This is a genomic window from Desulfuromusa kysingii, assembly GCF_900107645.1.
GTDB classification, from domain to species: Bacteria; Desulfobacterota; Desulfuromonadia; order Desulfuromonadales; family Geopsychrobacteraceae; genus Desulfuromusa; species Desulfuromusa kysingii.
In genome coordinates this window covers 99,200-125,796 of sequence record NZ_FNQN01000010.1, presented here as the reverse complement: position 1 = coordinate 125,796, position 26,597 = coordinate 99,200, and the positions used below count along the sequence as shown (strand labels likewise).

At 48.9% G+C, this 26,597-nt stretch carries 27 protein-coding genes; 15 read left to right on the top strand and 12 right to left on the bottom strand.

What is annotated here, in order from left to right:
- Positions 1-35 precede the first annotated feature (35 nt).
- Genes modC through modB form a run of 3 tightly spaced genes read left to right on the top strand, consistent with a single transcriptional unit; the run spans position 36 to position 2,631 of the window.
- A complete protein-coding gene (gene modC, locus BLU87_RS14885) occupies positions 36-1,091 on the top strand; it encodes a molybdenum ABC transporter ATP-binding protein (RefSeq protein WP_092350243.1) in 1,056 nt (351 codons plus the stop codon).
- Positions 1,092-1,138: 47 nt separating this feature from the next.
- Positions 1,139-1,882, top strand: a complete 744-nt coding sequence (modA, locus tag BLU87_RS14880) for a molybdate ABC transporter substrate-binding protein (RefSeq protein ID WP_092350320.1) — start codon at positions 1,139-1,141, stop codon at positions 1,880-1,882.
- A gap of 53 nt (positions 1,883-1,935) precedes the next feature.
- Positions 1,936-2,631: a molybdate ABC transporter permease subunit gene (gene modB, locus BLU87_RS14875; protein WP_092350241.1), complete on the top strand. Its 696-nt coding sequence runs from the start codon at positions 1,936-1,938 to the stop codon at positions 2,629-2,631.
- A gap of 144 nt (positions 2,632-2,775) precedes the next feature.
- On the opposite strand, the gene BLU87_RS14870 is transcribed toward modB, so the two are convergent.
- The 4 genes from BLU87_RS14870 to nifE are packed head-to-tail and all read right to left on the bottom strand — an operon-like array spanning position 2,776 to position 6,938.
- A complete protein-coding gene (locus BLU87_RS14870) occupies positions 2,776-3,195 on the bottom strand; it encodes an ArsC/Spx/MgsR family protein (protein WP_092350239.1) in 420 nt (139 codons plus the stop codon).
- A 42-nt stretch (positions 3,196-3,237) separates the two neighbouring features.
- Positions 3,238-4,251, bottom strand: a complete 1,014-nt coding sequence (locus BLU87_RS14865) for a nitrogen fixation protein NifQ (protein WP_092350237.1) — start codon at positions 4,249-4,251, stop codon at positions 3,238-3,240.
- 51 nt (positions 4,252-4,302) lie between these two features.
- Positions 4,303-5,598 (bottom strand): nitrogenase iron-molybdenum cofactor biosynthesis protein NifN, encoded by a 1,296-nt coding sequence (gene nifN / locus BLU87_RS14860; RefSeq protein ID WP_092350235.1) that lies wholly within the window; start codon positions 5,596-5,598, stop codon positions 4,303-4,305.
- Positions 5,586-6,938 (bottom strand): nitrogenase iron-molybdenum cofactor biosynthesis protein NifE, encoded by a 1,353-nt coding sequence (nifE, locus tag BLU87_RS14855; protein ID WP_092350233.1) that lies wholly within the window; start codon positions 6,936-6,938, stop codon positions 5,586-5,588. Before nifE ends, nifN begins: the two co-directional genes overlap by 13 nt.
- Before the next feature lie 356 nt (positions 6,939-7,294).
- Here nifE and nifV point away from each other — a divergent pair, with 356 nt between their 5' ends.
- Together nifV and BLU87_RS14845 are read left to right on the top strand one after the other, a co-directional pair.
- Positions 7,295-8,422 (top strand): homocitrate synthase, encoded by a 1,128-nt coding sequence (gene nifV / locus BLU87_RS14850; protein ID WP_092350231.1) that lies wholly within the window; start codon positions 7,295-7,297, stop codon positions 8,420-8,422.
- 11 nt (positions 8,423-8,433) lie between these two features.
- Positions 8,434-9,255, top strand: a complete 822-nt coding sequence (locus tag BLU87_RS14845) for a GNAT family N-acetyltransferase (RefSeq protein WP_092350229.1) — start codon at positions 8,434-8,436, stop codon at positions 9,253-9,255.
- A 22-nt stretch (positions 9,256-9,277) separates the two neighbouring features.
- Here BLU87_RS14845 and BLU87_RS14840 read toward each other — a convergent pair whose 3' ends face one another.
- The 3 genes from BLU87_RS14840 to BLU87_RS14830 form a co-directional block, all read right to left on the bottom strand.
- Entirely contained in the window at positions 9,278-10,132 is an 855-nt protein-coding gene (locus BLU87_RS14840) for a C40 family peptidase (protein WP_245706620.1), read from the bottom strand.
- The gene (locus BLU87_RS14835) at positions 10,129-11,481 is read right to left on the bottom strand and encodes an MFS transporter (RefSeq protein WP_092350227.1); all 1,353 of its coding nucleotides are present in this window, start codon (positions 11,479-11,481) and stop codon (positions 10,129-10,131) included. Before BLU87_RS14835 ends, BLU87_RS14840 begins: the two co-directional genes overlap by 4 nt.
- A gap of 94 nt (positions 11,482-11,575) precedes the next feature.
- On the bottom strand, positions 11,576-13,021 hold the full coding sequence (locus tag BLU87_RS14830) for a putative nucleotidyltransferase substrate binding domain-containing protein (protein WP_175498418.1): 1,446 nt from the start codon (positions 13,019-13,021) through the stop codon (positions 11,576-11,578).
- Between the two features lie 174 nt (positions 13,022-13,195).
- On the opposite strand from BLU87_RS14830, the gene BLU87_RS14825 reads away from it, so the two are divergent.
- Both BLU87_RS14825 and BLU87_RS14820 read left to right on the top strand, forming a co-directional pair.
- Entirely contained in the window at positions 13,196-13,615 is a 420-nt protein-coding gene (locus BLU87_RS14825; protein ID WP_092350223.1) for a thioredoxin family protein, read from the top strand.
- Between the two features lie 4 nt (positions 13,616-13,619).
- Complete coding sequence (locus tag BLU87_RS14820) at positions 13,620-14,282, top strand: cytochrome c biogenesis CcdA family protein (protein WP_175498417.1); 663 nt, start codon at positions 13,620-13,622, stop codon at positions 14,280-14,282.
- A gap of 91 nt (positions 14,283-14,373) precedes the next feature.
- On the opposite strand, the gene BLU87_RS14815 is transcribed toward BLU87_RS14820, so the two are convergent.
- A complete protein-coding gene (locus tag BLU87_RS14815) occupies positions 14,374-14,943 on the bottom strand; it encodes a Spy/CpxP family protein refolding chaperone (protein ID WP_175498416.1) in 570 nt (189 codons plus the stop codon).
- A gap of 205 nt (positions 14,944-15,148) precedes the next feature.
- Here BLU87_RS14815 and BLU87_RS14810 point away from each other — a divergent pair, with 205 nt between their 5' ends.
- From BLU87_RS14810 to BLU87_RS14795, 4 genes are all read left to right on the top strand, one after another.
- Complete coding sequence (locus BLU87_RS14810) at positions 15,149-15,850, top strand: response regulator transcription factor (protein WP_092350217.1); 702 nt, start codon at positions 15,149-15,151, stop codon at positions 15,848-15,850.
- Positions 15,851-15,854: 4 nt separating this feature from the next.
- Positions 15,855-17,228: an ATP-binding protein gene (locus tag BLU87_RS14805; RefSeq protein WP_092350215.1), complete on the top strand. Its 1,374-nt coding sequence runs from the start codon at positions 15,855-15,857 to the stop codon at positions 17,226-17,228.
- A gap of 369 nt (positions 17,229-17,597) precedes the next feature.
- Entirely contained in the window at positions 17,598-18,260 is a 663-nt protein-coding gene (gene pnuC / locus BLU87_RS14800) for a nicotinamide riboside transporter PnuC (protein ID WP_092350213.1), read from the top strand.
- Between the two features lie 15 nt (positions 18,261-18,275).
- Positions 18,276-18,794, top strand: a complete 519-nt coding sequence (locus BLU87_RS14795) for an AAA family ATPase (protein WP_092350211.1) — start codon at positions 18,276-18,278, stop codon at positions 18,792-18,794.
- A 3-nt stretch (positions 18,795-18,797) separates the two neighbouring features.
- Here BLU87_RS14795 and cls read toward each other — a convergent pair whose 3' ends face one another.
- The 3 genes from cls to BLU87_RS14780 all read right to left on the bottom strand — a co-directional run bounded on the left by cls (position 18,798) and on the right by BLU87_RS14780 (position 21,071).
- Positions 18,798-20,216: a cardiolipin synthase gene (cls, locus tag BLU87_RS14790; RefSeq protein ID WP_092350209.1), complete on the bottom strand. Its 1,419-nt coding sequence runs from the start codon at positions 20,214-20,216 to the stop codon at positions 18,798-18,800.
- Between the two features lie 43 nt (positions 20,217-20,259).
- Positions 20,260-20,592 (bottom strand): hypothetical protein, encoded by a 333-nt coding sequence (locus BLU87_RS14785; RefSeq protein ID WP_092350207.1) that lies wholly within the window; start codon positions 20,590-20,592, stop codon positions 20,260-20,262.
- Between the two features lie 110 nt (positions 20,593-20,702).
- Positions 20,703-21,071, bottom strand: coding sequence for a PilZ domain-containing protein (locus BLU87_RS14780; RefSeq protein ID WP_092350205.1), 369 nt, complete (start codon positions 21,069-21,071; stop codon positions 20,703-20,705).
- Positions 21,072-21,295: 224 nt separating this feature from the next.
- Between BLU87_RS14780 and BLU87_RS14775 the strand changes: the two genes are divergently transcribed.
- On the top strand, positions 21,296-23,386 hold the full coding sequence (locus BLU87_RS14775; RefSeq protein ID WP_175498415.1) for a carboxy terminal-processing peptidase: 2,091 nt from the start codon (positions 21,296-21,298) through the stop codon (positions 23,384-23,386).
- A gap of 82 nt (positions 23,387-23,468) precedes the next feature.
- On the opposite strand, the gene BLU87_RS14770 is transcribed toward BLU87_RS14775, so the two are convergent.
- Positions 23,469-24,410, bottom strand: coding sequence for a zinc ABC transporter substrate-binding protein (locus tag BLU87_RS14770; RefSeq protein ID WP_092350201.1), 942 nt, complete (start codon positions 24,408-24,410; stop codon positions 23,469-23,471).
- Positions 24,411-24,503: 93 nt separating this feature from the next.
- Here BLU87_RS14770 and BLU87_RS14765 point away from each other — a divergent pair, with 93 nt between their 5' ends.
- Genes BLU87_RS14765 through BLU87_RS14755 form a run of 3 tightly spaced genes read left to right on the top strand, consistent with a single transcriptional unit; the run spans position 24,504 to position 26,561 of the window.
- Positions 24,504-25,007: a Fur family transcriptional regulator gene (locus BLU87_RS14765; RefSeq protein WP_092350199.1), complete on the top strand. Its 504-nt coding sequence runs from the start codon at positions 24,504-24,506 to the stop codon at positions 25,005-25,007.
- 2 nt (positions 25,008-25,009) lie between these two features.
- Positions 25,010-25,771 carry a zinc ABC transporter ATP-binding protein ZnuC gene (gene znuC, locus BLU87_RS14760; protein ID WP_092350197.1) on the top strand — a complete coding sequence of 254 codons (762 nt, stop codon included), beginning with the start codon at positions 25,010-25,012 and terminating at the stop codon, positions 25,769-25,771.
- Positions 25,764-26,561 carry an iron chelate uptake ABC transporter family permease subunit gene (locus tag BLU87_RS14755; protein ID WP_092350195.1) on the top strand — a complete coding sequence of 266 codons (798 nt, stop codon included), beginning with the start codon at positions 25,764-25,766 and terminating at the stop codon, positions 26,559-26,561. The genes znuC and BLU87_RS14755 overlap by 8 nt, the downstream gene beginning before the upstream one ends.
- The last annotated feature ends 36 nt before the right edge of the window (positions 26,562-26,597 follow it).

Sequence of the window (26,597 nt, the reverse complement as noted above, 5' to 3'; positions counted from 1 at the left end):
CAACACCCCTCTCACCCCGTTGGATGGAGCCACTTATGAAACTCGAAGTTTCATTGACAAAGCATTTAGGTGATTTCAGCTTTGACACCGATTTTTGTGTCGACGGAGAGCGGATTGGGATCTTCGGACCATCCGGAAGCGGTAAATCGACCCTCAGCAACCTCCTCACTGGATTCTTGACGGCAGATAGAGGTCTGATTCAGCTTGATCGACGCAAATTATTTGACAGCGATGCGAAAATCAATCTTTCCCCGGACCACCGCAGAGTAGCAGTGGTATTTCAACATGCACACCTGTTTCCCCATCTGAATGTCCGAAAAAACCTACTCTATGGCCACAAACGCACCCCCGCTTCACAACGTCAGCTGGAACTGGCCGATGTCACCAAAGCACTGAACATCGACCATCTGCTCAAACGCAATGTAACGCAACTCTCTGGAGGGGAAAAGCAGCGGGTCGCACTAGGCCGGGCACTACTGGCCTGTCCCGACCTATTGGTGCTGGATGAACCTCTCAGCGCTCTGGATAAGCAACTTAAAGAGCAGATCATCCCCTTTTTGCGCACAACATTGCGCCACTTCGCGATCCCTTACCTCTATATCTCACATTCGCTGAGTGAAATGCGCCTACTCACTGATCAGGTGATGCAGTTCGCCGATGGTCGCTTACAGCAAATCACCAATGCTGACACTCTGGAACGCGAGCGGATGGCCGGTAATCGTCACGGCTATCTCAACCATTTAACTCTGAGCGACCCGCATGAGGTTGACAACCTGATCAGTTATCGCTGGGGGGCCAATGAGTTGTTCCTGACGGCCAATGAGCGCCTGCAAGATGGATTATTTGGATTATCGAGCAAAGACATTCTGTTATGTAAAAAACACCCCCATGCGATGTCAGCACGTAACCTTTTGACCGGAACAATCACCGGGATTATGCCTCATAAGGGGGCCGTTGGCGTAGAACTGAACTGCAACGGTGAAATCCTCTTGGCTCAGGTGGTCAGTCAAGCCGTTGCCGAACTTGAACTCGATATTGGGAAAACCGTTTACGCAGCGTTTAAAGCATCCGCTTTTCGCCGCCTCACTTAATTTTTAATTTAAGAATCAACCAACAAAAGGAGAACACCGTGAAGCACATGCAAGCCTATTGTCTGTTACTGTTGTTATTGTTGTTTGCCACCCCCGCACTGGCCGGTGAAGTACGTATCTCTGCCGCAGCCAGCTTGACTGATGCCATCAAAGAGGTCTCCGCGCTTTATAAGCAGAGCCATCCACAGGTAGAGCTGTTAGTCAACTTTGCTGCGTCTGGGGCACTGGCCAAACAAATCGTTGCCGGGGCACCGGCCGACATCTATATTTCGGCGAACCCTAAATGGATGAAGTACTTGCAGGAGCAGGGTGTCGTTGCTGAAGAGACCACAAAGACCCTGGTCTATAACAGTCTGGTTCTAGCAGGATCTCCAAACGCCAAAGCCACCGCTCTGAAAGATGTTCTGCAGATGAGATCCATCGCTATCGGCAGTCCTAAATCTGTCCCTGCCGGGAAATATGCAGAACAGGCACTCACAGCAGCCAACCTGTATCAACAACTGCAACAAGAGAAAAAGCTGATCCTCGCCAAAGATGTCAGACAAGCTCTCCTCTATGCTGATCGTGGTGAGGTTGCAGGAGCTTTTGTCTACCGGACCGACGCGATGTTAGCCAAACAGGCAAAAATTTTGTTTGAGGTTCCCCAAGATCTCTATCCACAGGTCACGTACCCAGCCACACTGCTCAAAGGGGCGGAGGGAAAAACCGATGTCGAAGGATTTTATGCCTTCCTGTTCAGCCCTGAAGGGCAACAAATTTTTGTGAAATATGGTTTTTTACTAGCAAACTAAATTTCAGAGCCCCTCCCTGCAACATCAGGGAGGGGAAACGGGAGTAGAACCAGATGCTAAACCTCTCACCAACCGATGTACAGGCGATATGGTTGTCCGCCAAAGTTGCAACCACGGCAACCCTGATAACTCTACCACTCGGCTTCGCCATTGCCTGGGTGCTGGCTTTCAGCCGCATCCGCTGGAAGCCGCTCCTTGATGGGCTGATCAACCTGCCACTGGTGTTGCCACCGGTCGTCATCGGTTATATGTTATTATTGCTTCTGGGACGGCAAGGGCCACTCGGAGAGCTCTTCAAAACGCTGGGAATTCAGATCATCTTTACCTGGAAAGGGGCCGTGATCGCCTGCTCGGTCATCGGTCTGCCATTGATGGTTCGTTCGATCCGCCTCGGCATGGAACAGATTGATCTACAGCTGATTCATGCCTCGCGCACCCTCGGTGCCGGATTTTTCGATACCCTTTTTTCCCTGGTTCTACCATTATCAATCCCCTCTCTGGTGACTGGTGGAACCCTCTGCTTTGCCCGTAGCCTCGGTGAGTTCGGAGCAACCATCATCCTTGCCGGAAATATTCCCGGATTGACCCAGACCATTCCTCTGGCTATCTACGATTACACCAACACCCCGGGAGGCGAAAGCGGAGCTTTATCCCTCTGTCTGGTATCGATTGTCATTTCCTATCTGGTCCTGATCGCCAACGATGTCATCATGCGGCGCTCAGTTTATGGCTTACGCAAAGTGAGTTAAACCACAATTTGTTCCCGTTGTAGAAACCTAAAAGGAGAAGGGCGAATGCAATATTTTATGGCTGATGCACTTCCTCTTTTTTATCTATAAAATGAATTGTAGCTTGAGGATTAAACTTCAGACGAGACAAACCCTTTATCGACGTTACGACTGATCTGCTACCGTCGTCACACAAGGACAATGTTTCGGATCTCGTTCACCAACCGAGGCAAGAGCCAAACCGACCCAGTTGTGCACCTGCTTGACATCAAAACCTGCCAGGCGTTGATTACCAACTTGCATCAGCGGGCGGACAATCAGTAATGGATCGGCAACCATTAACTTCAGCGCATCCTCACGGCTCATCTCTGTCGGAATCAATTCTGCTGATTTTATGCGCGGATGAGTGGGATTGAAGCAATGCGCAAGAGGTTGTTCAGTAAAAAACCGGGTGAGGACTTCCGGGGTCCATGGTTCTATCAACAAATCACGCACCTCAAGCTGATGTCCTGAGGCGATCAAAATTTCTTTTTGACGTCGATTTCCCTGGCAACCAGGCTTTTCCCAGAAAATAATATGGGCCATACTTCGATACTCCGCAAATAATTGTTAGTCAAACCCCAGCCCTTAACTCTCTTGTGGGGCAAAGCACAATTCATATTCACTACAATCCTGACAATTGGGTGATTTGCAGAGCAAGCCACCGTTCGCCTCACACACCTGCTTGAACAGATAACGTTTCCAACGCATGCCTTGATTATTCGCCTGTGCCAGAGTCGGCAAGTGTCGACGAATTGCCGCCGTAAGTTGCGGCCGTTCAAACAACCCCATAGCAATCCAGAGATGGCCTGGTTGAGCCGCTCGAGCGGCAATAATATGAGCCAGCCAACCTGCCATCTCCCGACACCCACTAGCTTCAACGTGACTAAGCAGCAAGGAAAGCACATCGGAATTGATCTCTAGCCTGGGATGCTGGTGATCAATAAGTTTGTTTTGCCCCCATGAACCATCAAACCCTGGAAAACAGGTCGCGATGATTTTGTCGACGATCTCAGGTGCAAGCCCCAAACTGACGTCAACTGGATAGGGTTCAGCACTGGTCACCGCAAGCAAACAAGCAAATAACTTACGATCAACAGCTGAAATCGATGCTGGGGATGAGGTTGCCAGCAACGCCTTATAGACAGCATCGTCCACAGTGACTCTCGGACCGTGGCTGCCCCCACCTGAGGTTTCCGTCAATTGTGAACGGATCAGTTGACTCCCTTTGCTAACACTTGTTAATGCGGCTTGCAACGCCTGACAGGCGAGTTCGGCACAATAACTCCGTTGTTCCGGCAAACCTCCGAGCTGCTGCGCAATCGTCTTTGCACTTAAACCCTGAAGATCCACCAACCTTCCCCCTTTGGCAAGCCCGGCAGCAGCAGCACAGGCGGCAACGGTAAAACCACAACCGAAAACCTGAAAGCGCACCTCCTTGACCAAAGCATGATCCATATTGAGGGTAAAACGGACGGCTAACTGTCTGCCCACTTCTCCTTTGTCGAGACCGACCTCTCCAATACCGTCAGGATTATCAAGCTGGCCGACATAACGGTTGTCAGCGGCATATCTGCGAATAGTTTCTGTGTAAGCAATCATTTTTCTCCAGCAGCGGCGATGACAATCCTCACTTCGCTCTTACGTTTACTTTCAGGACGCTTCCAGCTGTTCACGATGCGCTGATGCGACATTCGCGCATTCGAAGAGGAAGTAGGCTCCCCCCTCATAGAGAAGATCGTTCTTTAACTGGTTGCCGACCTGTTCCCAATTGGGAAATCCGCGCGTCACCAGCCCTTTATGGTGACGATGTGCCAGAGCTTCACAATGAAAGTTACCAACGATCAGATCATATTGATCTGCCATCTGTTCCGCATCTTCCAAATCGCCGACAAGAACCTGTTCCGCTTTGATCTCTTCTAACTGTGGTGAATTGACGGTTGCAATAGCGACACTGACCCTGCCCCCGGCTTCATACAGGGATTCGCACAATCCCACGAGATGATCGGGTTCCCCCACGACAAGAAAACGGGTTTGTCCCATGGAAAAATGGCTATCCAGCATGGCATCCTGCAACCGCTTCCGCCAGCGCTCAACGACCGCTGGCGGATGACGGAATCGCGTCTCTGTCAACAGTTGTTCAACCAGACTGTCAGTTGCCACCAGGCCGCTCAAATGGGGGAAATGGAGATGGCGGATAAAGCTATTTTTCTGCTGTAACACTTCCGCACTTGCCTGCATAGAATGACCGACACTGATCACCAGTCCGGCGTCAGCTAATCCGGCGATCTCTTCGACCGTAATTCCACCATGACTGAGGGCGGCCTGTTTTTCCCCTAGATGGCCATCCAGTGAAGTTGCCAGATCGGGCAAGGCCAACACCTGAAACCCAAATGCAGCAATAAAATCCTTCACCTTTTCCACTTCAATCGGTTGCATGCTGACATGCGGCAAGAGGACCACCTTGTTATCATCAATCTGATCTGTTTCTGCTGTCAGTTGTTGAATCAGAGCTTTACAGGTCAAAGCCCAACCGCTTTCCAGCCCCCCTTCATAATCGGCGGTATTGACGTAAACAAGCGGACAGTCAATCTGGCTGGCAACCCCACAGATGTCATCCCCCTTGGTCTCCGGCAATCCTGTGGTATAAAGGCCAATCAGTTCCGGGAGGACTTTTTTACGGATGTTTTTTATCGATTCAACGATACTGTAATCGCCGCCATCCAGAATCGCCGTCACATCGGTCACGGCCGTTGTTTGCAGAGCGATCGGCTCGCTGAAGTGGCGGGTCAGATAGACCTTGGTAAAACTTGCGCACCCTTGCCCTCCGTGCATCAACGGCATACAGCCATCAACACCGAGAAAAGCCAGTGTCGCTCCCATCGGTTGCGATAATTTTAACGGATTCACCTGCAACGGTTTACTCGCAGCGGTTTTCAGTGTGACCATGGTGTCTTTCTTCCTACCAGCGAGAACACTGGATTTTCGAGCGCGTTCTTAACGTCTTCAGCCAGATTCAGGAGTCCCTGATAACCACCATAACTTTTCTTTTTTTCTTGATTAACGTCGATAAACGCAATCCCCTTTTTAATCGCCGTGTAAAGAGATCGACCTCCGGCGAGGAGTAAATGGGCTTCGGTATCATCAATCAGCTTGGCCTGTTCTGCTCCGGGATTCATCATCAGGACGCCGTTTTCACCCAGATACTTCCGGGCCTTGGTCCGATCATCTTCTGTCGCCTTACGGACTGAGGTACCAACCACCTCAAGACCAAGATCCTGCAATGCCGCAGCGATCGACCAGGACTTGTTACCACCGGTGTTCAAAACCGCCTTTTTACCGGCAAACAAAACCCGGTAAGGTTGCAGTTGCTGCTCCAGTTGCTCCTCTTCCCGGGCAATCAGTTGGTTCGTCCTTTCGATCAGATCAGGATCTCCCAAGGCTGTAGCGATAGAACGGAGACCATCAGAGGTATCCCGTTTGCCATAGAACGATAGGGAAATCCACGGAATCTGATATTTTTCTTCCATCTTCCGGGTCAAAGAGACCAACGATTTGGCACAGACAATAACGTTCAACTTGGCACGATGGGCGGTGCGGATCGCAGCAACCCGACCATCACCACTTAAAGAAGATAAAACCCGGATTCCCAACTCATCCAAAAGATGGGAATACTGCCACATATCACCGGTGACATTATATTCACCAATCAGATTGATATCGAAGGGGGTCACCTTGTCTGGCTCTTTGGTTCCAATCAGGTGCCTGAAGACCGCCTCGCCTCCCAGACGACTGCCAAGATTCTTACTGCCGACAAACCCGGGAGCGTGAACCGGGACAAAAGGAATCCCGTATTTTTCTGCTGACTGTGCACACACTTGATCAATATCATCCCCGATCAAAGCGGTCACACAGGTGGAATAGACAAACACCGCTTCGGGAGCATAAAGCTCGACGATATAAGCAATGGCTCCGGTCAGTTTCTTTTCACCACTGAAAATCACATCGTTGACACTGATATCGGTTGCAAATCCCATTTGGGTAAAATCGCGCCCTTGCCAGCTGGTTTTTGTGGTTCTAGTTTCCCAGCTGGAACCGAGACAGGTCATCGACCCATGGACCAGGTGGACAGCATCAGCATAGGGGAACAGGGAGATCTGCGCCCCTTCAAAAGCACAGCCTCCGCTAGTCGCTCCTGGTGTGGGGGCATTGCAGGGGGTTCTCTTCTTGCTGTTATGTTCACAAGAGCTTTCAATCAGTAATTCTTTGACATTTGGCTTCGATGACACGACGACTCCTTTCTGCATAGCCTCGCGTCATTGGGAGGGGATTTTGGGGTTTATAAAGTACAAATGCAAAAGTCCAGCCAGACTGGTAAATATATATTTTAAGCCATATTACTGATTCCACCCTGCAAATTTGTGCAGCGATATGGTTAAAAATTAATCAGAGTGCCTATTTCAGAAGCAGAATTGCCAGCCATAATTGCCGCCCTCTTCCAGTTTCAGACATTTATAAGACAGGCATACTCCTTGCTGATATCTCTTAAGCATTGACCATTCGGCATGGTGCCGGTGTCGGCTACGCGAGCCCTGAATATCATTAGTCTTGGGATATTCAGGGCTTTTTTATTCAGGAGGAGATTATGGCTGAACAGCAGACTCAAGAGGTTATCATTACCGATACGACTCTGCGTGATGGGGAACAGACAGCAGGGGTTGTCTTCAGTCAGCAAGAGAGGCGACAAATTGCCTGTATGCTCGATGAAATTGGGGTTCAGGAACTCGAATGTGGCATCCCAGCTATGGGCAGAGCCGAGCAGGACTCCATCCGCGCGCTGGTCGATCTGGGTTTGAATGCCCGGTTGATGACCTGGAATCGTGCCCTGATCTCCGACATTCAGGATTCTCTGCACTGCGGAGTGACCGCTGTCGACATCTCTTTGTCCCTGTCAGATATCCATATTGAACATAAACTGAAGAAGAGTCGCAAGTGGGTCAAAGAACAACTGCGAACGGCCCTCTCTTTTGCCAAACGACACCAGCTTTATGTTTCCGTCGGCGGCGAAGATTCCAGCCGTGCGGACATGGACTTTATCATTGAGCTGTTACAGATTGCCGAACAGGAAGGTGCAGATCGTTTTCGCTACTGTGATACCTTGGGCATCCTCAACCCGATGACCATGTTTTCCCAGGTGCAACAATTAGCTGAGTCTACAAACCTGGATTTGGAAGTTCACACCCATAACGATCTTGGTATGGCCACGGCCAACGCCGTCGCAGGGATCATGGCAGGGGCCCGTTTTGCCAGTACCACCGTCAACGGCCTCGGAGAGCGGGCAGGTAATGCCGCGCTGGAAGAGGTCGTCATGGCCCTCAAACATAGCTGCGCTCTTGATCCGGGAATTGACGCCAGCCGCTTTACTGAACTCTCCCGTTATGTCGGCCAAGCAAGTTCACGTCCGGTTTCGCCATGGAAAGCAGTTGTCGGGGAGCGGGTATTCTCACATGAATCCGGTCTGCATACCGATGGAGTGCTGAAGAACCCTGAGAATTATGAAGGGTTCAATCCCTCTGAGGTTGGATTACAGCGATATCTGGTTCTGGGCAAGCACTCCGGTCGACATGGCTTAGAGCAACGCCTGTTACAGTTAAACTGCGCCATCGACCCGCACGAGGTCAATTCACTGCTCACCAAAGTCCGTGATTTCTCACAAACAAATAAAAGGGCTTTAAGTGATCAGGACCTGCTCAACCTCTGCGCTATTCACTGATAGGAAACGCGATGGTCATCAAACCTCTCAGCCATGATGATTTTCCCACCTTCTATTCCTGGGCCAGAAAGGAAGGGTGGACGATCTCATTTCAAGAGCAACGGCTGTTCCAGAATCAATGGCAACCCTGTTTTTTCACTTTGTGGGAGCGAGGTTGCTGTTGCGGCTTTATCTCTGTCGTCATCTATAAAACCAGCGGCTGGATCGGCAACCTTTTGATCCATCCGGAAAAACGGCGCAAAGGTTATGGCTCAACTCTCTTCGATTTTGCTCTTGAACAGTTGGAAAAGAATCAGTTAGGGCGGATTTGGCTCACCGCTTCGGCACAGGGAGCAGGCATCTATCGCCAGCGCGGGTTTGTTCAGGTTGAGCAAATTATCCGCTGGACCGGAGTAGGAAGCGGTCAGAGGAATAAGCCATCACCAAGCGGTTCTGCGGCAACAGTGGAACAGCTGGTTCAACTGGATCTCGATTGTTGGAAAGAATCGAGACGTCCACTGCTGAGATTACTGGCAGACGATGGTATCATCTTCAAGGAGGGGGGTAGCATGGTTCTTCTGCAACCGGGGCCAGAATTCTGGCAAGCCGGCCCATGGTTGACCCCTTTATCTGCCCCCCAGGAAACGCGCCGCCTGCTGACTGCCATCATCGAAACAACCCCTGTAGCGGTTCCCTTGATTATGGATATTGTCGAATCGTCATCCTTGGATCTGCTATTGCGGCAACATGGCTTCAGGATTGCGGGACAAAACGAGTTGATGTGCAAAAGTCAGGAGCCGCTCGATGATCTAACAGCGGTCACCGCACTGGCCAGTCTTGGAAGCATAGGCTAAAGAACAGCGACGCGAACAGAGTTCATTGCCCCGACAGGTAGGATCGTCCACCGACATAAGTTTTCTTGAAAAAACTATTGGACAAACTGGCCACTCGCACCGTCTTTCCGGTGCGTGGCGCATGGATAAATTTCCCGTCGCCAACATACATCCCCACATGGGTGACCCGGGTTCCTCCTTGAGTAGCAAAAAACACCAAGTCCCCTTTTTTGAGATTGCTTTTGGTCACTGCGCGGCCAGCTCTATGCTGCATCCGAGAATTGCGCGGCAAGTTCAAACCGTTCAGCCGATAACTGACCATCGTCAAGCCACTACAATCAAAGCCATTGTTGCGATCTTCCCCTCCCCAACGATAAGGAACGCCGAGAAATCGTTGTGCTGTGGCCACCAACTCAGTACGCAGATCGCCCTGACCACTGCGTTGGATTTTCGCCGCCGCATAATTCTCTGGGATGACAATAAAATAGCGGCCAATGATCCCTTGAGAGCGGAGCGATTCTGCTTCTTTTTGGGCCTCTACATAACTTTTATGATTTCCGAAACGGACCTTATAAAGTCCCGACTCATGGCGAAAATAGTAGGCATCAGCTCGATGCTGCGCTAATGATCGTTCCAGCCGGACAGCATTATCAAGCTCTGAGAAAGCGCCAACTTGAATCGAGAACCCCATCTTCAGCAACGCTCCGGGGAGGGGTTCTGCCGTCCCTAAGATTGCGGCAATCGGGTCTGGCGTAGCAACCACCGGTGTGGCTACCCGCGGAGAGGGGGCGCAAGAGCAGAGATGAAAAATGAAGAGGATGCTTAGCAACAAAGAACAGATTGAACGCAGCGGTAAACAACTCTGCACAAAAGAGATGAAATCATCTGCGTATCTCAAAGGGGGTTACTCCGCAATGACTTGGCAAAAACCAGCAGGAGGAGAATCAGGCAGACGATAAAATACCACCCAAACCAGGGGAGAGAATCGACGAAAACCATACTCTTGACCGCCTCCTCAGCTAACCGTCCTGACTCTGGATGGATCTGTCCGCGCAAATGGGCCAGCAACAGCGAATAGAGAACCCCAATACCACCGTAACCTAGATTCAAGAACAGTCCTTTAAAACTGAGGACTGTAGCCCGCCTTTCCGAGCTGGCGGCCCGATTCAAATAGTGGCTGAGAAAGAAACCGACAAAGTAGAGGGCACTGAACAAGATCAATGCAGGCAGAACTCCGACCTTGGGCCAGACCATCGACATACCGATAAGTCCGGCAAGGATTAACGCACCATTAAACAACAGGTTGAAGAGGGCTGACCTTTTCGCACACAAGCGGCGTGCTATTCCAGGGATGAAAAAACCAAACACAGCCACTACGGAGCCAAGAACACCAAATAGTGCTTCGGGAATTTCGATAATCCGGTAATACTGACTGGACATGGTAACAATCATCCGCACCACGCTGTCATAAAGCAGACCAAACAACATCATACCCAGAACAAATGGAGTCCTGAAGATCCAGCGACCAGCCTCCCAGACAAGTCGGAACGAATCCCGAATTGTCTCGCGACTCTTTTGCGACCGAACTTTTCCTTTATCTCTCACCTCTTTCATCCGTAACGTCGTAATAAAAACAAAAACGGCGGTGACTAGAGTGAAGTAGATCGGTAAACGTAAAGTTTGTTCTCGGGTAACAACCAACCCCAATCCCAGCAGATCTGCCCCCTTTTGCATCAGCTGGGGATCATAGATGACCCCACCGAGAGTCATGGCGATGAAGAAGCCGACAGCCTGCACCTGCACCTGCCGCTCCAGAACACGCCCCCAGTCATCAATATTGCCCTGTTGTTGTAAACTATCATAAGCCAACGCTTCATCGGCGCCGCTGGCTGCGGCCTCCGCCATGCCGCTCAGGATCCGGTTGAGAACAAAAATCCAGAACAACAGGGTCAGATTCGTGCGCGGAACAAAAGCCCAGATGGCAACCTCAATGACCATAAGAGAGCCGGCAAAAATCAGCAGATTCCGACGGCCGATGGTGTCAGCCAGAGCCCCTGAAGGGACTTCACAGATGACAATCGTGGCGGCCCAAACAGCGTTGAGAACAGCAAATTGTGACAGCGTCAGACCAAAATCAAGAAATAAAATTGAAAAAACCGGATAGTAAAAGCGCGCGTTAAATAGCACCCTGAAAAGGATAAACATCCTGACATTATGGATTTTAAAAGGAGATAGGCTTGTGTTCATATATTTTTCAACCGCCGTGATTCGCTATCAAAAGAAACCAGAAGAAAGGGGACTGCTAGAGTGCCTGAGTTGTTGAGTCATACCATAAAGGACTTCAGTTTTTGAGCATATTTAATTGGAAATGGTGATTCAATGACCCTTGGAAGGATTTCACCACCTCCAGGGCAAGCTTTAATCGCCCTTTTTCAACTCGATCCAGAGATCCAGGTGAGATATAGTTTGTGATATCCTGCCCCGCAGCTACAGCGTTAACCTGTCCGCGCAAGCGTAAAAATGTCAACAGGTTAAAGCTAGCCTCGATATCGAGAACCTGCTCTTTACTAAGAATATTTTGCTGTTGCAGAAAAGTCATCCGCTCATGGGTGCTACCACCTAGCATCCCAGCACTCAACGCCAAAACCTTGACCCCTTCAGTCAATGCAAAAATTCCCGCTTTTTTCAGATCCAGACTCCCGAGATGGACCCCTGAGGATTCCACCTTGATCTGACCAAACATCCCCAGAGGGGGCGAAAACCGGCAAACATTTTGCGCCATTCGGGCGAGAAAAATCGAGTTCTCTTCTGCAACCTTGATGATGTAATCTTTCAGTTGGTCCTCCAAATTCGGATCACCACAGAGGGTCCTCATGTCGGAAAACATACTGAAATTGAGGATATTCTGACCATTTGGGGTGCCGACCCAGTGGTTGATAGCGCTCTTCCAATCGACCAGTCGCCGTCGCCAGAATTTGTTTCTGGCCATGATCCCACCGGGACATTCGGGGACACCTATTTCAATCAATGCATCAATAAGAACGTGGGAGAAGGCTTCAATATCAGCCAGCTCATCACCACCGGCATCATCAGCGATAATCATCGCATTATCCTGATCGGTTTTCAGCGTTTGTTCCCGACGACCTTCACTCCCGAGAACCATAAAGGCACTCTTCTGCCCCATGTTTTTAAAGCGTCCCTGCTTTAATAAACCTGTCAATTGAGCCGTAATCTGATCGTTGATTAAGGCAATCATTTGAATCAAATCATTGGTACGGACTCCATTCCGATGCAGAAAAATAACCAATTGTTCGCTGTCATGATAAATTTTCTTCAGATCTGCTATCGACTCAGCTTCGTCAACCGCTTGCAACAATCTTTGCGGTGAACGATCTTGCAAACGGATAATATCGGATTCATTAATCAAACCAACTAAGGCTTTATCCGTATCCACAACGCCAACACGGTGAATCCGATTACGCGACATCTGGTAAAGGACTTCAAACAGGGTGTCATCTTCATTAACAGAGATCACTGGGGTCGTCATTACCGAGCTAACCCGGGCAAGCAGAGGATCCACACCACCAGCAACCACCTTGTTGCGCAGGTCACGATCGGTCATAATCCCGATCGGTTGCTTATTATCATCACATGCGATAAGACTGGAGACACTTTTATCCCGCATGATCTCGGCAGCCACCATCACCGTATCATTGACATGACAGGTCATAAGTTGGCGGCGGCAGTAATCCTTAACCGGAAGAAAAAAGGTGGCTTCATCGGACATTGACCGTGCCCTCCCCATGAAAATTTAATTATTCGTTAAATTCTACACTTATGCTGGCACCTGTCAATTTTTTCATAGCCAACTCCGCGCCCAGAGAACTTTCACCCATCATCACTTGACATACATAGTCAAATCCTCATATATAGAACCAAATTCTAAGGAGTATTGATTTATATGTTGAAAATTATCGTTCTGCTGATCACCGTCTTGACCCTGTCGGGCTGCTCTCAAGAACAGACTGCGCCGTCAAGCAGTTCTGCGCCAGCCTCTGAAAAAGAAGCCAAACAAACACCAAGCGTCGCAAAAGCAGCTGACTACCGGTTACTGTTCTTCATCAACCCTGACGGTGACCCCTGCATGATGCAAGAAAACATTCTGCACCAGATGGAACCTGAATGGCCTGACACCGTCTTGGTTCATCCGTTAAAAACAACGGTCTCAACGGACATGGACATCTTTTATGCTTACGGCATCCGCGCCTTGCCGACAATAATACTCGTCGACTCTTCGGGTAAAGAGGTTTCACGTCTCCCTCCTGGGGTTCATGCTGCAGCAACGATTCGCAAACTCCTCAAACAAATCCCTGGAGAATAGCCTAATGACACCACTGGATCTCAGTATAGCAACGATGGCAATGACTTTATTCGCTGGCATTGCCAGCATCGCGTCACCATGTGTTCTGCCCGTTGTCCCGATTATTGTCACCGGCACAGAAAACGATCATAAACACCGCCCTCTGTTGATTGTGCTGGGTTTGAGTCTCAGTTTTATGGCAATGGGGTTGATGACATCACTCTTTGGCGGAGCCATTGCCGGAATCATGCCGGTGCTGGAAAAAATAGCCGGTATCGTCATCATTGTCTTTGGTGTGTTGATGCTGTTTGATATCAACCTGTTTAAAAATCTGACCCTTTTCTCTAATATTCAAAGTCACAGTCAAGGTCGCTGGTCCGGATTGATTATGGGGTTAACTTTGGGGCTGGTCTGGATCCCCTGCGTTGGGCCGATGCTGGCAGGGGTATTAACTCTGGTCGCCACCGACGGCAGACTCTCTACCGGGATCATCCTGTTGGCCTGTTATTCTATCGGATTCGCAATTCCCATGCTTCTGCTGGGCTACGCTTCACAATCGGTTCGGCTAAAAATCAAACAGGTCAATATGCACCCTCTAGTCGTTCGCCTCACCAGTGCAACTTTGTTAATGGTGTTTGGGTTATTCATATTGACAAAAGGGATGATCAGCGTCAGTGGCCTATTTTAAGCTAAGAAAGTTTACAATCAAAACGGTTCCAAAAAAAAGCGGGCCCCAACATTGGGACCCGCTTTGTAGTGAGGTTAGTAAGGACAGATAATCAGTTATTCCAGCGAGATCCGTTCCCTTTTTCGCCGCGTCTGCCCTGACCATCACAATCTCCTGGTCTTGCATGATCGCGACCAAAGAAACCATCAGCATGCATAGCCCGTAGTTTTTCTGCTTTTTGTTGTTGTTCTGGAGTCAGAACTGCAAACAGCGCTTGTCTCGATTTGGCCTGCTGGACCATCATCTCGGTTTTCAGATCGGCCAGTTTTTGGGCCTTGGCACGAAATACGGACTCATCAAACTCTTTTCCTTGCTTATAAGCACGCAAGTCGTCTCGACTGGTTTGCATTTCTGCACGCATGGATTGACGATCCTGCCACTGCTTTTCAACGAGTCCCTTGATCTCTTTCTGCTGTGTTTCAGTCAGATCAAGAATGATAGCCATTTTAGCTAAGCGATTTTCCATCCGTTGTTCATGTTGTTCAACATTCATGCGCTTCCCTTGACGGTTACATGAATTGTCGCAATCGCGCTGGCCTTGTTGTCCGGGCCAAGAAAAAGCGGTTCCCGCAGAGAGGAGCAGGGTGATCAATAACATCGGAAGAATTGCTGTCTTTTTCATGATTTTCTCCTTTAAGGTTGTCATGAGGTGTTTTTTATTTGATGGAGCTACTATAGAGCAAAGAATCTTAAGAGGGGGTTAAGTGCTGTGAAAATCAGGTAAAGTTATGTAAAGTCTGCAAAGCGGTTGCTCTTAACAATTCTTTACACCGTTTGGTAGACGACTCCAGTTATGATTATTCTGTGATAACAGATAAGGATGCCCAATGAATCAAATTCTGGTGATTGATGATGATATTGAACTCTGTGAACTGTTGAATGATTACCTCAGTGGTGAAGGGTTTGCAGTTGCGACCGTTAATAATGGCCGATTGGGTGCCGAGCAGGCTCTGGCGGCAGAATATGTTCTGGTGGTTTTGGATGTGATGCTGCCAGAAATGAACGGCTTTGACGTCCTCAGGAAAATCCGCGAGAACAGTAAAGTTCCGGTTATCATGCTCACCGCACGAGGAGATGATATTGATCGCATTGTCGGCTTAGAGCTGGGGGCCGATGACTACCTTCCAAAACCTTTCAATCCACGTGAATTGGTAGCTCGCATCCGGGCAATTCAGCGTCGCGTCGAAACGGCGGAACTGCCACCAACACAGCAAAAACCTGCTGAGTTGAAAGTTGGCGACCTGGTTCTCTACAGCAGCAACCGCACAGTTAAACGTAACGGAGAGAAGATCGACCTGACCTCCGTTGAATTTAATCTTCTGGAGGTGCTGCTGTCTCACGCCGGGGAGGTCATCAGCCGCGATGATCTGGTCGAAAAAGTCCTGGGTCGGCGGCTCTCTGCCTACGATCGCAGTATTGATGTCCATGTCAGTGCTTTACGTAAAAAACTGGGCCATTATGATGGCAACATGGAGCGGATCAGGACCATTCGTGGAGTTGGATACCTCTACTCTCTAGGGGAAAACTAACTTCATGCGCAGTCTGTTTCTGAAAATCTTTCTCTATTTTCTGTTGATTCTCTTTTTGGTATCAACAGCTGTCATCGTTCTCACCTATTTTCGCGACCAGGAATTTCCACCGTTAGCCCATCAGGATTTCGCCCAAAAGGCGATGACAGAATATGGACGCAAAGCGATTGAGGCTTTTGAAAACGATGGCATTGAAGAGGTCGATAAACTCACGCAAAAGATTTTCATTCACTCAGGGGTTCATCTGCTGTTATCGGACAGTCACGGGCAACCATTATCAGCCCGCAGAGTACCGAGACGGATGCAACATATGACCCAGCGAGCATTAGAGACCGGTGAGGTTGTCTTCCCAATGGCCGGATCACGCAATGGTCTGGCCAGTGCAGTTCAAAGCGCTTCAGGACAAACCTATTTCATCGCTCTCAGCCTGCCTGACCAGCCCCCTTCCAGAGATCTGGTAAAAGGGATAACCCACGGGTTCCTCGGCTGGAGGTTACTGGTCTTATTGGCAATAACAGCTGGCGTCTGCTATTTCCTGGCGCGCTCTTTAACCTCCCCGATCAGCCGTCTACGTCAGGCAACGCGTAAGTTCGCCGCCGGGGATCTATCGGTGCGGATCGGCAATCGCGTCAGAGGGAAAAATGAAATTTCCGGCTTGGCGCATGACTTTGATGAGATGGCTGGAAAGATTGAGGCTCTGGTAGACACACAGAAAAACCTGCTGCGGGATATCTCTCACGAATTACGCTCTCCCTTGACCCGTTTAGGGATTGCTCTGGAATTGGCGCGACAACAGGATCACGACATGGCTCTGGCGAAACCACTGAACCGGATTGAGTTGGAATCTGAGCGGATGAATACCATGATTGGACAGCTACTCAATTTGACCCGTCTCGAAAATAGCGCTAACCATGAACCCTTTCAGAACTTCGACCTGCAGGGATTACTCGCTGATTTGGTCGCAGATGCCAACTATGAAGCCAAAGCACGCCATTGCAAAGTGACCTATGAGGCCCCAGATGCAGTTGTCTATTGTGGCTCGCAGACTCTGCTCGCTCAAGCTCTGGAAAATGTGATTCGCAATGCGGTAAAATATACAGCGGATAGCAGTGCGGTCTCTGTTGATTTAATTGAGACCGCTGAACAGATAATTATTCGCGTCGCAGACCAAGGATCAGGGGTTCCTGAAGAGGCGTTGGGTAAACTCTTTGAACCTTTCTATCGCGTCGCCGCCGCCCGGGACCGTCAAAGTGGTGGAACAGGGATTGGTCTGGCAATAGCTGAACGGGCCATTAAGCTTCATTCCGGAAACATTTCGGCAATAAACCTCCCTACAGGGGGGCTGTTAATCGAAATCAACCTACCGGTTAAAAAATAGAAATCGGTAAAAGGTTGCCCAACGATATATATTAGAGTTACAATACTCTGTAAATCATCAAGGAGATCCCCATATGGATTGGTTTTATCTGCTCGGAATTGTTGTTGTCTGGTACGCTCTGAATCGGTGGATTCTACCCCGCTTGGGTGTGCAAACATGAATGTCTGCTAGCTGCGAGCTTCCGCGTGACGGTAAGCAAAAGGTTGATCCGGATTCTTCCGAGGAAAATGAAAAAAAATAATGTTAAACCTAAGGTCGCTTAACAGAGCGACCTTTTTTGTTGCCAGAAGTTGCCTTTTTTCGGCCAAAAAATAATTTTTTGTCCATGCTGAATCTTTGTGACAACGAAATATCCATAGGAATTGTACGTTGGAAAATAACCTCATCAGCAACCTGTTCTCAGGCGCGATCCCATGGCTTCAGTTGCTTGGGACAACGCCGTTAGAAATTATTGCCACCTTAAGCGCTGTCATGGGCGTCATCCTCATTGCCCGTCAAAATATTCTCGGTTGGCCATTGGGGATCCTCTGGGCGGTTATTTCCGCTTGGTTGGCTTTTACCCAGTGGCAACTGGTTTCCGATGGAATTCTCTATCTCGCCTACATTCCCATTCAACTCTACTGTTGGAGCATTTGGCTCCGGAGTGGTGGGGTTCAGCAGGATCAACCTTTTATCCCCACCTGGATGCCTCGGCAAAAACAGTGCTTTATCACAATTGCCGCCTTGGTTGCGATTGCCGCCTGGGCTGTTGGCATCTCCGGGCTCGCCGCTAAAGTGAGTTGGGTTCCTGAACCGACCCTGCTCTGGCGCGATTCGACAACCACGGTGCTGAATTTTTTTGCCCAGTTCCTTCAAGCTCGCAAACGGATGGAAAACTGGCTGTTCTGGTTGATCGTAAATCTTCTCGGTATCCATATCTACTGGGTCAAGGGAGCGCCGATCTATTCGATTCAATATGCTATTTTCCTCGGCCTGGGGATCTACGGTTGGGTCCAGTGGCATCACTCTTCCCGGCAGCAGAAACAGCTCTGAGATTGACGCAATCCCATGCTAAGAATTGTCATTACCGGTGCTGAATCATCGGGGAAAAGCAGCCTCACTCACTATCTGGGAGTGACACTGAAAATCCCTTACGCCATGGAATATGCACGTTATTATCTTGAAAAACATGGCCCTGAGTACGACCTCGAGTTGCTCACCAGAATGAGCCTATTACACCTTGACTACCAACAACATGAAGTTCCTGTGACTGCACCACTGGGAATTTTTGATACCGATCTTCTCAATTACAAGATCTGGGCAGAAGAGGTCTTCGGCTGCTGTCCGATCGCAATCAACAATGCGATTAATGCAGAATCGACGCACCGTTATCTGCTCTGCAAACCGGACCTCCCTTGGGAACCCGACCCGCTACGGGAAAACCCATCTGACTGTCAACGCATTTACCTGCGTCACCGCAATGAAATTATTCGTCTGCAGCGCCCCTATGAAGAGGTCGAAGGGTTCGGACAAGAGCGGAACATTAACGCCGAAGCCGCATTGCAACGATTGCTCAAAAAAAGCTAGAAATTAGAGGTAAGGTGAAAACAGCCGACAAAGAGAATCCCGCAAACGTAGGGGTAGTGACCGGCTGTCCATTTCTTCAAGAGAGATTTCACGTGACTTCTCACGCGACTGATCAAAATGCTGTGTCAACTCAGCAACCGTTTCGGTATCAAACACTTCGACATTAAACTCAAAGTTTAAACGCAAACTCCGGGGATCCAGATTGGCAGAGCCAATCAAGGCATATTGATCATCGATCAACAGCAGCTTGCTGTGGATAAACGGAGGGGGTTGAAAATATATGTGGGTCTCATATTCAAGTAATTCAAACAACAGAGCATTGGACGCCCAGGCCACATAAGGGAGATTATTTTTTTCGGGGAGGAGGATATCAACCCGCACCCCTCGGAGAGACGCGGTATTGATTGCGGCGAGTTGTGCCCGGTTGGGGATAAAGTAAGGGGTCATAATCCGGATGTGAGACTTCGCACAGGCCAGAGCGCCGAGCAAGATCCAGTTGAGAGTTTCATGCCGCTCATTCGGTCCGGCACTGATCCCCCGGCAGCAGGCTTCCCCTGCAATCGGCGGAGTTGGCCAGTTGTGCGGTGCCCGCGTCTCTTTGGTGGCAAAGTGCCAGTCCTCCATAAAGGCATCGCGCAGCTGCGCACAAATTGGTCCTGCAAAGCAAAAGTGAATATCAATCACCCGGTTGGAGTTGCCCTTATTCTCAACCATATGACGATCACGGATATTCATCCCCCCGGTAAAACTGTTTTTATTGTCAACAATAAGAAGTTTACGGTGATTTCTTAAGTTAAAATAAAAACTGCCCACCAGTGTCAGGGGCATAAAGGTCGCCGCATGAACTTTTGTGCCCCGAAACTGATGTCGAATTTTTTTGAACGAGTAGAACTCACCAAAGGCATCAACCAATACTCTGACATCAACACCCCGTTCAGCCGCGGCAATCAGCGCCTGTGCAAAGCGCTGACCGATCTGATCGAATTTCAAGATATAGCTAGATAAATAGATGGATTCCTGCGCACCGTTGATCGCCTCCAACATGGCTGGATACGCTTGTTCACCATTATAAAGAACCTTGATTTTATTGCCATAAGTCAGAGGACGACGGGTGACCGTATCAGAGAGTTTGATCAGCGGCTGGCTGGTACTGTTGTCGGGGAAGTTGGCGATATCGTTAGATCGAGGCGGCTGATCAACATGTAGCCAGTGCATTCCTCGACCATGTTCCTGCAGCTCTCGTGAGCGGGTACGAATGCGGTTGACACCCAACAACCAATAGAGGAGAGCTCCAATCCCGGGGATAGCCAGACAGGTGATAATCCACCCCACTGCGGCTCGTGGATCACGCTTGGTCAGTAACGCGTGCCCAGCTGTCAGCAGCGAGAATATCCATAGGATGGCCAATAAGAAGGTCAGCACGGTATCTCCCCGGGGACAAGATCATGTTTTTATCTCGGTATTCTTAACGTAGCGATGTCCCACAGCGGGGACAGGTTAGAACTGTATTGGTTGAAACCTTTTCTCCACAGGTCGGACAATTGAACCAATGGTGACAAAAGCGGCATTGTTGTTCAGAAAGCCCCTGCTTTTTCTTACACTTCGGACAGCGGCGATACATTTTTCGACCGTTCAGGTAATCCTCAAAAAACAGACCACAACGGTGACATTCAGTTGCTCCGGGCTTAATAGTTGCCCCACATCCAGGAGTTGGACATTTAAATACGGTCTTACAGTGACTGCACCAAAATTCTCCTTTAAGAGGTTCTTCACATTTTTGACATCGTTTAATGGCCATCACTCACTCCAATACTTCATAACTTGCCAACACTTCATAACTTGAAGATAATTTTTTATCGAAGCCTTATATCATAGTCGACTCTGTTAGGATTGCCAAGAGAAAGGCGTCTAAGAAGAACTCTTTCTGAGCCAGTGACTGAATTCTTGCTCTGTCGATTCAGCGTCGCCAAAGTTCAATTCCAGTAAGCGACGCAGATGCGCCAAACTCTGATCTTCTGCGGAGACAAAGATAAACCCATAAAAGTTTCCATGTTGATGAATCAACTCGCCGATAAATTGCATCCGCATTGATGTTTCAGGCAGATAGATACTCAGAGGAACCTTAGCCCCCAACGGAATGGGAAGTTGAAGCTCCGACCTGAATAGCGCCCCCTGCAGAGCCAGATCAACGATATCGCAACGATAAACCGCATCGTTAATCGTGATATCAGACTCTGTTCGGAAATTGAGCCGCCGGTAATCGCGCTGTTCTGTCATCGCAACATTCCTTCGATTCAGCCTTAAAAAGAGAAATCATCTGCACATTCTCTGAATACTATTGTAGCAGGTAATTGCGACTTTGCCGTTTCCAGAAAAACCTTTTCCCCCTGTCTTGAGAGCTGATCTTGATTTGTCTCTTGCGGTTGCCTGTCTGTCAGGGTTACATTGTCTTAAGAATTACGACATTTGATCAGTCAACAATAAATTATATGGGGTTTTTTATGTTTTTTCCTGGAAAATATATCAGTCGGATTGTTTTCGTTGTCTTGCTTACACTGCTTCCCATCAGCTCCTGGGCCCAAGACGCTGAACCGTTTGATACCAACAGAGCTCGACTCCTCGGGCATATGCTGCAACAACAACTCAGCGGAAAACACTACAGCCAGAAACCGACCGATGATGCCCTCTCCGAAGCGGCATTTGATCTCTACCTGAAACAACTCGACTTTCAGAAACGCTTCCTCTGGCAGGAAGATGCTGACAAGTTGACTCTGTATAAAGATCAGATTGATGACTCGATCCGTCGAGGCCGTCTGGAACTCCCCCTTTTGGGACGGGAAATTCTCAACCAACGCATCACCCAAGTTCAGGAACTGGTTGCTCAACTTCTTGATCAGAAGATCGACCCGACGGTTAAAGAAGAGGTTGAAACTGATCCTGACAAGATGAGCTATGTGACCGACTTAACGCAGCAGCGTGAACGCTGGAGAAAGATCATCAAAGCGCAGACCTTAAGTGACTATATTACCTTGCGTGAAGATGAGGTTGGTGTCGATGATGAGGGTGCGTTATTACCCGTTGATGCCGAGATGGATGCAGAGTTATTGGTACAAGCCAAAGAGAAGGTCGGAAAGAGGACAAACAGCCGTCTGAAGCGGATGCTAGAAGAAACCCCTCAGGACCATTACGATCGCTATCTCAATGCCATTTCACAAGCCTTTGATCCCCACACCAGCTATCTGCCACCGACGTCCAAAGAAGATTTTGATATCCAGATGAGTGGTTCCCTTGAAGGGATCGGAGCAACCTTGCGGGAAGATGATGGTTATATCAAAGTCGTGCGGGTTATTCCCGGTAGCGCAGCATCAAAGCAAGGACAACTGGAGGCAGATGATATTATTCTCAAAGTCGCAGAAGCAACGGCGGATGCGGTTGATATTACCGATACCAGGATCCGTGACGCTGTCGCTCTGATTCGTGGCAAGAAAGGGACAGAAGTTCGCTTAACGATAAAAAAACCTGACGGTCGTCAGTTGATTGTGCCGATTATTCGTGATGTTGTTGAAATCAAAGAAACTTTTGTCAAAGGGACAACCGTCACCGATGAAAAAAGTGGGGAACGCTTTGGCTATATCAAGATTCCTTCTTTTTATCGTGACTATAGTGGCAAAACCGACCGTAACTGTACCGACGATTTACGGGCAGAATTACAACGACAAAACCAGGAAAATATTTCCGGATTGATCATTGACTTGCGCAACAATGGTGGCGGATCGCTATCCGACGCTGTCAGCGTAACAGGCCTCTTTATCAAGACTGGACCCGTGGTACAGATTCGCGACGGTTCAGGGAGAATACGGATCATGAGCGACGATGACAGCTCCGTAGAATATAGCGGACCCATGGTTGTGCTCGTCAACCGCTTCAGTGCTTCCGCCTCAGAAATTCTCGCCGGTGCTCTTCAGGACTATGGTCGGGCATTGATCGTCGGAGATGAACATACCCACGGCAAAGGGACAGTTCAAGCGCTGTTGGATCTTGATCGGTTTGTTAACCTGCGGGGAATGGAAAAATACATGCCGCTTGGAGCCGTAAAGGTGACAATCCAGAAATTTTATCGCATCAGTGGTGAGTCAACCCAGGAAAAAGGGGTCAATCCCGATATCGTCCTGCCATCGCGTCTGGACGGACTAGAGAGCGGTGAAAAATATCTCGATAATGCACTCCCATGGGATCATATTGACTCTGCAAAGTATCAACGCTGGCAAGATTCTCCTGAGAATATTGTTGAACTGCAACAATCCAGTCAAGCCAGGATCAAGCAGAGTGAAAAGTTTCAGGAGATCATTACCGATGCTACCAACGCTGAAAAGAGACGTGCCGAGACTCAGCAGTCCCTGTTACTCACCGACATGTTAGCTGAACGTGATGAATTTCGTGATGAATTAAAGAGAATGACTCCACACGGGATGATGGATTCTGAGGAAGACGATGACAATAAAGAACTCACTCTCGATGAAAAGATCGCTGACGACCCCTATGTCGATGAAGGTGTCTTCCTGCTTCTCGATATGGTGATTCCATCCAGTTAATGTGAGATCGCTTGAATAAATAAATCAGCATAAAAAAAGCGCCCCTATTCAAGGGCGCTTTTTTTACAGCTAACCGGTTTTTTTATTTCAAACCTTCGTAAAGATTATCCCCTAAACGGGTCATTAATTCAAAATAAGCATCAGGGCCATTGGGAATATCTGCCCCCAAAGGGTCAAGAATTCCGGTTTTGGCATTGGTTCCTTCTATCACCGTTGCCACCAGTCGCGACTCAAATTGCGGCTCACTGAAGACACACTTGGCATTGAGTTCCTTGATCTTATGATGGATCTCGCTGATCTTCTTTGCACCCGGTGTCCGCCCTGGATCAAGGGTAATGGATCCCACTGCGTTCAGGCCATAAGCCGCTTCTAAGTATTGATAGGCGGCATGAAAAACAATATAGGGAACCCCTTTAACCGGCTCAAGTTTCTCTTTCAAGTGCTTATCCAGTTGATCGAGTCTCTCGATCATTTGTTCAGCGTTGGCTTGATATTGATCCTGTCTACTTGGATCTATTTCAACCAGAGCTTTAGCCGTCAGGGTTACAATTCGTTTTGCCATGGCTGGGTCAAGCCAGAGATGTTGGTCCGGCTTGATATAGTGATGATCGTCGTGAGCATCATGATCATCACCAACATGTTTATGAGCATGTGATTCCCAGCCATCCCCCTTCCGGACTGACAACAGATAAGGTTCTAACGCATCGGCCAGCTCCAGTTGTTTAGCTTTTTGTCCAAGGGTTGCTAAAGGCTTATTAAGAAAGCTTTCCAGCTCATGCCCGACCCAGATCACCAGTTGTGCCTTTGACAGCAGTTGTGCCTCAGAAGGGCGCAGGACATAACCATGCGGAGAGCCGCCACTCTTCACGACCAAATCTGGCGTGCCAACACCCTGCATAACTCCAGAAACCAGAGAATGTAAAGGCTTAATACTGACAACAACCTGGGGAACCGCCGATTCCGCTGCCCACAGGGGCAATGCCGTTACCATTAACAGCAGTAGGGATAAATATATCCTCTTCATTGTTTTTCTCCTTAAATTGGACTAGAATATCTTACCTGTTGAAACGTTATAATATAACATTATAAGAGTCAAGTGGGAGTATTGATTTTCATTATGTCAACGCCTAAAGAACTCCAATTTATCCGCGGTGAGCACGACCATGAACTTTGCATTTCCAGTGCCATGGCGAACGCCGAGCAGCTTTGTCAACAACGAGGCCAACGCTTTACCACTTTGCGTCGACGCGTATTTGAGCTCGTTTGGCAGCAACATAGACCAATCGGCGCTTACGAGGTTCTTGAAAAACTACAAGTCGACGGTCGAGCCGCGCCGCCAACGGTTTATCGGGCCCTCGATTTTTTACTTGATCTGGGTCTGATTCACAGAATCAATTCATTGAATGCCTATGTTGGCTGTGTTCATCCTGAGTATCCTCACGATGGCCATTTTTTTATTTGTGAATCCTGTAAAGCTTTTGCAGAATTAGATTCACCGTTGATCACCAAAGCTATTGAACAGAGTGCCGCTGATGTCGACTTTGAAGTTCACCAACATACTGTTGAGATTATGGGGCTCTGTCCTCGGTGTCGGATTAAAATTTGTCGTGAGGATACCTGATCATGAGTCAAACTGAACAACCATTGTTGGAAGTTTCTGCCGTGGATCTCGTCTTGAACAAGCGGCTGTTGCTGGAAAAAATTGATTTCAAAATTGCTCCCGGAGAGATCTTAACGATCATCGGCCCGAACGGCGCCGGGAAAACCACTCTATTGCGGGTCGCTCTTGGCCTCCAACGACCGACAACGGGGAGAGTGAGCCAACGCCAGGGATTAACGATTGGCTATATGCCCCAACGACTACAGTTGGATCCTACATTCCCGCTGACGGTTAAACGCTTTCTTTTTCTCGCTTGCAAAAATGACCGCTCAAAAGTCCTGCCGCTGTTGGAAGAAGTCGGCGCGACCCACGTTTTTGAATCAGCACTGAAAAATCTCTCTGGCGGGGAAATGCAACGGGTATTACTCGCTCGGGCCTTAATCCGCGACCCAGAGTTATTGGTCCTTGACGAGCCGGTTCAAGGGGTTGACGTACATGGTCAAATTGAGCTCTATCAGCTCATATCTAAGGTTCGTGATCGACGCGGTTGTGCGGTCCTCATGGTCTCTCATGATCTCCATCTGGTGATGGCAGCGACCGATCATGTGCTTTGCCTGAATCGTCATATCTGTTGTAGTGGCACCCCCGAATCAGTCACCAATGACCCCGCATTTCTTGAACTGTTCGGACCTTCAGCAGTGAAGGATATCGCGATCTATGTTCACGACCAGAACCATCATCACGATGAATGTGCAACTTGCAGTAGGAGACTCGGAAATGATTGATAACTTTCTGCTTCGCGCATTGTTAGGGGGACTGGGAGTTGCCTTGATTGCTGGTCCATTTGGCTCTTTCGTCGTTTGGAGACGGCTGGCTTATTTCGGTGATACCCTCGCCCATTCCGCCCTCCTTGGGGTCGCCCTAGGATTCATGCTGCATATTAACCTGACTCTGGGGATTATTGTCATTTGCCAAGGTTTGGCGATCCTCCTGTTCCTCAGTCAGCACCAGCGACAGCTCGCCAGTGATACCATGCTTGGCATTTTCGCCCACGGAGCACTTTCTTTAGGGCTCGTCGCACTGGCCTTTATGAAAGATGTCCGTATTGATCTTGTGGCCTACCTGTTTGGCGATATCCTCGCCATCAGTAACAGCGATCTGGGCTGGATTTTTATCGGTGGCGGGATCGCACTGCTGGTCTTACTGATACTTTGGAAACCATTACTGGCTATTACAATCCATGAAGATCTGGCACGGGTTGAAGGAGTTCCGGTGGAACGCATTAACTGGTTATTTCTGGGACTTATTGCTTTAATTGTGGCGGTAATGATGAAAGTTGTCGGGATGTTACTGGTCACAGCGCTGCTGATCATCCCTGCGGCAACGGCCAGACGTTTTGCCGGCAACCCGGAAATCATGGCTATTCTGGCCAGTACCTTTGGTTGTCTTGCGGTCAGTGCAGGGTTATTTGGTTCTTTTCAGTGGGATACTCCGACTGGACCATCCATTGTTGTTGCAGCCTGTTTGATTTTTATCCTGAGCTTGCTGCTGCCAAAAAGCTTGCAGCGAAATTAATGAAATTAAAAAAACCGGGGACAGTTGAATTCCCCG

What these genes read in the sequence shown, in the direction of transcription:
- modC (WP_092350243.1), top strand. Translation starts at nt 36, where the DNA reads ATGAAACTCGAAGTTTCATTGACAAAGCATTTAGGTGATTTCAGCTTT.
- modA (WP_092350320.1), top strand. Translation starts at nt 1,139, where the DNA reads ATGCAAGCCTATTGTCTGTTACTGTTGTTATTGTTGTTTGCCACCCCC.
- modB (WP_092350241.1), top strand. Translation starts at nt 1,936, where the DNA reads ATGCTAAACCTCTCACCAACCGATGTACAGGCGATATGGTTGTCCGCC.
- BLU87_RS14870 (WP_092350239.1), bottom strand. Translation starts at nt 3,195, where the DNA reads ATGGCCCATATTATTTTCTGGGAAAAGCCTGGTTGCCAGGGAAATCGA.
- BLU87_RS14865 (WP_092350237.1), bottom strand. Translation starts at nt 4,251, where the DNA reads ATGATTGCTTACACAGAAACTATTCGCAGATATGCCGCTGACAACCGT.
- nifN (WP_092350235.1), bottom strand. Translation starts at nt 5,598, where the DNA reads ATGGTCACACTGAAAACCGCTGCGAGTAAACCGTTGCAGGTGAATCCG.
- nifV (WP_092350231.1), top strand. Translation starts at nt 7,295, where the DNA reads ATGGCTGAACAGCAGACTCAAGAGGTTATCATTACCGATACGACTCTG.
- BLU87_RS14845 (WP_092350229.1), top strand. Translation starts at nt 8,434, where the DNA reads ATGGTCATCAAACCTCTCAGCCATGATGATTTTCCCACCTTCTATTCC.
- BLU87_RS14835 (WP_092350227.1), bottom strand. Translation starts at nt 11,481, where the DNA reads ATGAACACAAGCCTATCTCCTTTTAAAATCCATAATGTCAGGATGTTT.
- BLU87_RS14830 (WP_175498418.1), bottom strand. Translation starts at nt 13,021, where the DNA reads ATGTCCGATGAAGCCACCTTTTTTCTTCCGGTTAAGGATTACTGCCGC.
- BLU87_RS14825 (WP_092350223.1), top strand. Translation starts at nt 13,196, where the DNA reads ATGTTGAAAATTATCGTTCTGCTGATCACCGTCTTGACCCTGTCGGGC.
- BLU87_RS14820 (WP_175498417.1), top strand. Translation starts at nt 13,620, where the DNA reads ATGACACCACTGGATCTCAGTATAGCAACGATGGCAATGACTTTATTC.
- BLU87_RS14815 (WP_175498416.1), bottom strand. Translation starts at nt 14,943, where the DNA reads ATGAAAAAGACAGCAATTCTTCCGATGTTATTGATCACCCTGCTCCTC.
- BLU87_RS14810 (WP_092350217.1), top strand. Translation starts at nt 15,149, where the DNA reads ATGAATCAAATTCTGGTGATTGATGATGATATTGAACTCTGTGAACTG.
- BLU87_RS14805 (WP_092350215.1), top strand. Translation starts at nt 15,855, where the DNA reads ATGCGCAGTCTGTTTCTGAAAATCTTTCTCTATTTTCTGTTGATTCTC.
- BLU87_RS14795 (WP_092350211.1), top strand. Translation starts at nt 18,276, where the DNA reads ATGCTAAGAATTGTCATTACCGGTGCTGAATCATCGGGGAAAAGCAGC.
- BLU87_RS14785 (WP_092350207.1), bottom strand. Translation starts at nt 20,592, where the DNA reads ATGGCCATTAAACGATGTCAAAAATGTGAAGAACCTCTTAAAGGAGAA.
- BLU87_RS14780 (WP_092350205.1), bottom strand. Translation starts at nt 21,071, where the DNA reads ATGACAGAACAGCGCGATTACCGGCGGCTCAATTTCCGAACAGAGTCT.
- BLU87_RS14775 (WP_175498415.1), top strand. Translation starts at nt 21,296, where the DNA reads ATGTTTTTTCCTGGAAAATATATCAGTCGGATTGTTTTCGTTGTCTTG.
- BLU87_RS14770 (WP_092350201.1), bottom strand. Translation starts at nt 24,410, where the DNA reads ATGAAGAGGATATATTTATCCCTACTGCTGTTAATGGTAACGGCATTG.
- BLU87_RS14765 (WP_092350199.1), top strand. Translation starts at nt 24,504, where the DNA reads ATGTCAACGCCTAAAGAACTCCAATTTATCCGCGGTGAGCACGACCAT.
- znuC (WP_092350197.1), top strand. Translation starts at nt 25,010, where the DNA reads ATGAGTCAAACTGAACAACCATTGTTGGAAGTTTCTGCCGTGGATCTC.
- BLU87_RS14755 (WP_092350195.1), top strand. Translation starts at nt 25,764, where the DNA reads ATGATTGATAACTTTCTGCTTCGCGCATTGTTAGGGGGACTGGGAGTT.